The organism is Cohnella xylanilytica, from assembly GCF_014212175.1.
GTDB lineage: Bacteria > Bacillota > Bacilli > Paenibacillales > Paenibacillaceae > Cohnella > Cohnella xylanilytica.
Genome location: NZ_JACJVR010000008.1, coordinates 1 through 5,252, shown reverse-complemented (window position 1 = coordinate 5,252; position 5,252 = coordinate 1). Strand labels below are relative to the sequence as shown.

Sequence of the window (5,252 nt, the reverse complement as noted above, 5' to 3'; positions counted from 1 at the left end):
GCCGGAGCTGCTGCCGCAGGCGGCGGCTCGCGTGACCGTCGCCGCGGCGGCGGACGGCTACGTGCACGGCATCGACGCCGAGGAGATCGGCGTCGCCGCCATGCGCCTCGGCGCCGGCCGCGCGGCGAAGGACGACGAGATCGACTATGCCGTCGGCATCGAGCTGTTGGCGAAGCGGGGCGACCGCGTTCGCAGGGGCGACGCGATCGCGATCCTGCACGCGCGCGCGGACGACGGCGCCGCCGCGGAGGCGCGCGAGCAGGTGCTGGGCGCGTACGCGTTCGGCGCGGAGCCGCCGGCGGCGCAGCCGCTCGTTTATGCGGTGGTGAGCAAGGACGGCGTACGGCGGTAGGAGTTGAAGCGGGGCGCACTCGAAGTCATCGGGAGATGGCTTCGGGTGCGCCTTTTTGGCTTCTGGGCGCCTGCGAGGGATGGAAGAGGCGAACCAACGACTTCGCGGCCCAACAGCGCACTCGCTGCTCCACATTCGCCGACAGTGGCGCCTTTCCGTCTCCGTGGATGAGGTAGATAGGCGGGAAAGCGGGGAGAAGGGACTCAATGGCTGAGGTAAATAGGCGGGAAAGCGGGGCTGCGTGGAAAAGGCATCTGGTCAGGCCGCGAGATTCGCGGAGTGGCCGACGTTCATTCGGCGGACGAAGCTTTGCAGCTCCTCCAGCAACGCGTCCAGCTCGCCGCGCAACCGTCCGAGCTCGGCGTAAGCGCGCGTCTCCACGTCGCGCATCCCCGGCCCGCTCATCCGGCCTTCCGCGATCGTATGCGCCAACGCGTCTCTTTGTCCGTCATCGTGCAGGTTCAAGGATGCCGAATTCGGGGACTCATCGAGAATGAACTCCATCTCTCAAGCTCCTCTCCTGAATCCTTCTCTTTACTTGAACTCATTGTACAGGCCGTTTGTCAAATCAAGGAATCGATTGTGTTAGAAGAGTGTTAGGAAGGGCGATAAGAGTCGGAATCCGCGGACTGAGGGCGGAGCGCGCATCGCTCGCGGGCAATCCGCGCGTATGGAACATAGCCGGGAATATTTCGTTCCCCGTCGGGGCACACTGGATGGAAGAAGACCCAAAGCCTGCCATCCGACCATTTGGAGGGGAAACCGTACACTCATGCGCGTCAACTACCCAACACTCCGTCTCCGCGTCGTCTCCCTGATCGTGCTGGCCGCCGTTACGGCCGCGGCCATCGTTCCGGCATCGGCGTTCGCCGCCGACGAGAAAGCGCCGGCCAAGCCGGGGGGACCGCAGACCGACCTGACCGCATCCGCCAAATCCGCCATTCTGATGGACGCCGATAGCGGCACGGTCATTTTCGAGAAAAACAGCCATCTCCCGCTTCCGCCCGCGAGCATCACGAAGATCATGACGATGCTGCTCGTCATGGAGGCGCTGGACGAAGGCAAGCTGAAGCTGACGGACAAGGTGCAGACGAGCGAATACGCCGCTTCGATGGGCGGCTCGCAAATCTTCCTCGAGCCCGGCGAAGAGATGACGGTCGACGACATGCTGAAGGGAGTCGCTCTCGCTTCGGGCAACGACGCTTCCGTCGCCCTGGCCGAGAAGCTGGCCGGCAGCGAGGAAGAGTTCGTGAAGCTGATGAACGCCAAGGCGCAGGAGCTCGGCATGAAGAACACGAAGTTCGTCAACTGCAACGGGCTTCCGGCCGCCGGACACGTGTCTTCCGCCCACGACATCGCCCTTATGTCCCGCGAATTGCTGAAGCACGAGTCGATCACGAAGTACACGGGTCTCTACCAGGATTACTTGCGCAAAAATACGCCCAAGCCGTTCTGGCTCGTCAATACGAACAAGCTGGTCCGGTTCTACCACGGCGCCGACGGCCTCAAGACCGGCTTCACCGGCGAAGCGAAGTTCTGCCTCTCGGCGACGGCGAAGAGAGACAACCTCAGGCTGATCGCGGTCGTCATGGGCGAACCGAATACGAAGACCCGCAACGCCGAGGTGTCCAAGCTGTTCGACTACGCATTCGCCCAGTTCACGAACGTGCCGATCTACAAGACCGGCGACAAGATCGGAACGCTCAACGTCAACAAGGGAACGGTGGCCAAGCTCCCGCTGACGGCGAAGCACTCCTACAGCGTGCTCGTGCGCAAGGGCGACGCCAAGGGCGATATCCGGCACGAGCTCGTGCTGGAGGACAAGGTGACCGCTCCGGTCAAGGCCGGCCAGAAGGTCGGCAAGCTGATCGTGTACCGGGGCAACGAGGTTATGACCGAGTTCCCGATCGAGGCGCCGGCTTCCGTCGATCGGGCCGGCTGGTGGAAGCTGTTCAAGCGGTCGACGGGCAAGCTGTTCTGGCGCGAATAGCGGCGGAGAGCGGTTCCCGCTCGAGCGAAGATGCGCGGGGGTTCGAGACGGTTCGAAGCCCCGCCTTCCCGTTCCGGGGGCGCGAGGCGCGCGCCATCGGGCAGGGAGCGAAGCGGCGGCGGGGAACCGCCGTTCGGCTCGCGGCAAGGCGGCAAGACGCGCGGCGTCGGTTGCCTTTTTGCTGTATTTTGTCGCGGGGAAGAAGCTAGCTTCTAGTTTTGTCGGAGGGCAGGAATGGCCGCCGGATTCGTAGAATGTGTTGTTGTAAAGTCGGAGCAAGCGGCCGGCTGCGCTTAGGGGAGGGGAGACGGCATGAGTTTGCAAGTGGAGCTGGAACAGCACCGGAACGTGCTCATCGTTCGCTTGAGAGGGGAATTGGACCATCATACCGCGGATGTCGTCCGGTTCAAGATGGAAGACGCGATTCTGAGAGGACGCTGCGAGCACGTCGTGCTCAGTCTGAAAGAGTTGCAGTTTATGGACAGCTCGGGGCTGGGCGTCATTCTGGGAAGATACAAGCTGATCAAGAGCCGCGGGGGCCGAATGGTCGTCTGCGACATTCACCCCGGCGTGAAGCGGCTGTTCGAGCTGTCGGGGCTGTTCAAGATCTTGTCGTTCTACGAATCGGAACGTTCGGCGTTGGCCAGTCTGGAGGTCGTATCATGAGCGCCGCCAATTTCATGAAGCTGTCGTTCGCGAGCCGTTCGGAGAACGAGGCGTTCGCCCGCGTGTCGGTCGCCGCCTTCGTCTCCCAGCTCGATCCGACGCTGGAGCAGTTGAACGACATCAAGACGGTCGTGTCGGAAGCGGTCACCAATTCGATCATCCACGGCTACGACAACGTCCCCGACGAAGTCGTCACCTTGGAAGCCGAGATCGTAGGGGACACGCTGTCGATCACGGTCATCGACCAGGGCAAGGGAATCGAGGATATCGAGCTCGCCAGACAGCCGCTGTACACGTCGAAGCCGGAGCTGGAGAGGTCCGGCATGGGATTCACGATCATCGAGAACTTCATGGACGAGCTGGAAGTGACGAGCGAGCCGGGGCAGGGGACCCGCCTTCGCATGAGGAAGCGGATCGAGTCGAAGAAAGCGTTGTTCAACTAAAAACCGCGCGGCAGGGGTTGGAGGCATGGAAATCGAATGGAAGCGTTCGTCGCCGCCGGGGTATCTGGACGACGCGGAAGTGAAGCGCCTGATCGCGCTGAGCCAGTCCGGAGACAGCACGGCGCGCGAGACGCTGGTCTCGAACAATATAAGGCTAGTCTGGTCGGTCGTCCAGAGATTCTCGGGCCGGGGATACGATTCGGAGGATCTGTTCCAGATCGGATGCATCGGCCTGCTCAAGTCGGTCGACAAGTTCGATCTGAGCTACGACGTCAAATTCTCGACCTACGCGGTCCCGATGATCATCGGGGAGATCCAGCGGTTCCTCCGCGACGACGGGACCCTCAAGGTGAGCCGCTCGCTGAAGGAGATGGCGAACCGCGTCCGCAAGGTGAAGGACGAGCTGTCGAAGGTTCTCGGCCGCCAGCCGACGATCTCGGAGGTGGCGGAGGAGCTCGGGGTGACGCCGGAAGAGATCGTCTTCGCGCAGGAGGCGAACAAGCCGCCGACGTCGATCCACGAGACCGTGTTCGAGAACGACGGGGACCCGATCACGCTGATGGACCAGATCGCGGACGATTCCCAGGAGCGATGGTTCGACAAAATGGCGCTGACTCAAGCCATTCAAGGGTTGAACGACCGGGAGCGGCTCATCGTGTACTTGCGCTACTTCCGCGACCAGACGCAATCCGAGGTCGCGAGCCGGCTCGGCATCTCCCAGGTCCAGGTCAGCCGACTCGAGAAAAAAATATTGCAGAGCATCAAGGATCAGATCGCCCAATGACCTCTCCAGCCGCCGGCCGGAGGCGAATCGTTCGCCCCGCTGCCCGCGGTTCTTTTTTTTGCGCTCCTTTTTGCGCGCCGGGAGAAGGCCGGGGAGGGCGGTTCCAAGGCTTCCCGGTTATCGGCCGTCCGTTTGTTTCATACTAAAGGAAACGTTGGGGGGACCCGGCGTTACCGGGCGCCTCGGCGCCGAACGATCGAGCTGGGGGAGATGATGCCCTTGGATCCTACCGTTTACGTGCGGCTTCGCCGCCGGACCGTCGTGCCGCCCCTGTCGCTGATCCGGCTCGCGGACGTCGCCCGGCTCGTCGCCGACCGCGAGCTGGAACGGCGCCTGCTCGCGCTGCCCGTGCATCGCATCCGGCCGGAGGAAGGCAGCCTGCTCGTCATCGACATGCTCCAGATCGTGCGGGCGATCCGCGAAGCCGCTCCCGGCGTCGCGATCGAGACGTACGGGGAGCCCCACGTGCTCGTGGAAGTGGCCCAAGGGGGCGTCGTCAAGCCGCGCCGGATCGTGCTCGCGCTCGCCTGGCTGCTGCTGTTCTTCGGCTCGGGCATGGCGCTGATCAACTTCCACGCGGACGTCAACATGCCCCTCGTGCAGCGCCGCATCACCCGGCTGCTCACGGGCAGCCCGGACTGGCATCCGTGGCTGTTCCAAATTCCTTATTCGCTGGGCGTCGGGCTCGGCATGCTGCTGTTCTTCAACCGGCTGTTCCGCCGCCGTCCGACCGACGAGCCGAACCCTCTGGAAGTCGAGATGTTCATGTACCAGGAGAACGTCAACCATTACGTCATCACGGACGAATACCGCAAGAAGCACGAGCAGAACCGGGAGACTCCGGATGATTGAGACGCTGCGGGGACTTCTGCTGGCCGTCGTCGGCCTGGCGGGGGGCTTCGCGGTCGGCAGCGCGTTCGTGGCCCTCTTGATCGTGCTCGACCTGATCCCGCGCCTCGTGCAGCTGACTCGGGGCCATCGCCGCTCCGGGTGGTTCGAATCGGCTCTGCTTATGGG

At 63.2% G+C, this 5,252-nt stretch carries 6 protein-coding genes and 1 pseudogene; 6 read left to right on the top strand and 1 reads right to left on the bottom strand.

What is annotated here, in order from left to right; translation table 11 throughout:
- Nucleotides 1–352, top strand: a pseudogene (gene deoA / locus H7B90_RS03040) (pyrimidine-nucleoside phosphorylase); the annotation flags it as partial.
- Between the two features lie 258 nt (nt 353–610).
- On the opposite strand, the gene H7B90_RS03035 reads toward deoA, so the two are convergent.
- Nucleotides 611–856 carry a hypothetical protein gene (locus H7B90_RS03035; protein WP_185134401.1) on the bottom strand — a complete coding sequence of 82 codons (246 nt, stop codon included), beginning with the start codon at nt 854–856 and terminating at the stop codon, nt 611–613.
- 268 nt (nt 857–1,124) lie between these two features.
- Between H7B90_RS03035 and H7B90_RS03030 the strand changes: the two genes are divergently transcribed.
- The 5 genes from H7B90_RS03030 to H7B90_RS03010 all read left to right on the top strand — a co-directional run bounded on the left by H7B90_RS03030 (nt 1,125) and on the right by H7B90_RS03010 (nt 5,087).
- On the top strand, nt 1,125–2,342 hold the full coding sequence (locus tag H7B90_RS03030; protein WP_185134400.1) for a D-alanyl-D-alanine carboxypeptidase family protein: 1,218 nt from the start codon (nt 1,125–1,127) through the stop codon (nt 2,340–2,342).
- 312 nt (nt 2,343–2,654) lie between these two features.
- Nucleotides 2,655–3,008, top strand: a complete 354-nt coding sequence (spoIIAA, locus tag H7B90_RS03025; protein ID WP_185134399.1) for an anti-sigma F factor antagonist — start codon at nt 2,655–2,657, stop codon at nt 3,006–3,008.
- On the top strand, nt 3,005–3,451 hold the full coding sequence (gene spoIIAB / locus H7B90_RS03020; RefSeq protein WP_185134398.1) for an anti-sigma F factor: 447 nt from the start codon (nt 3,005–3,007) through the stop codon (nt 3,449–3,451). Before spoIIAA ends, spoIIAB begins: the two co-directional genes overlap by 4 nt.
- 25 nt (nt 3,452–3,476) lie before the next feature.
- Nucleotides 3,477–4,235, top strand: a complete 759-nt coding sequence (sigF, locus tag H7B90_RS03015) for an RNA polymerase sporulation sigma factor SigF (protein ID WP_185134397.1) — start codon at nt 3,477–3,479, stop codon at nt 4,233–4,235.
- Between the two features lie 219 nt (nt 4,236–4,454).
- Complete coding sequence (locus H7B90_RS03010; protein WP_373315895.1) at nt 4,455–5,087, top strand: stage V sporulation protein AA; 633 nt, start codon at nt 4,455–4,457, stop codon at nt 5,085–5,087.
- Nucleotides 5,088–5,252: the final 165 nt, after the last annotated feature.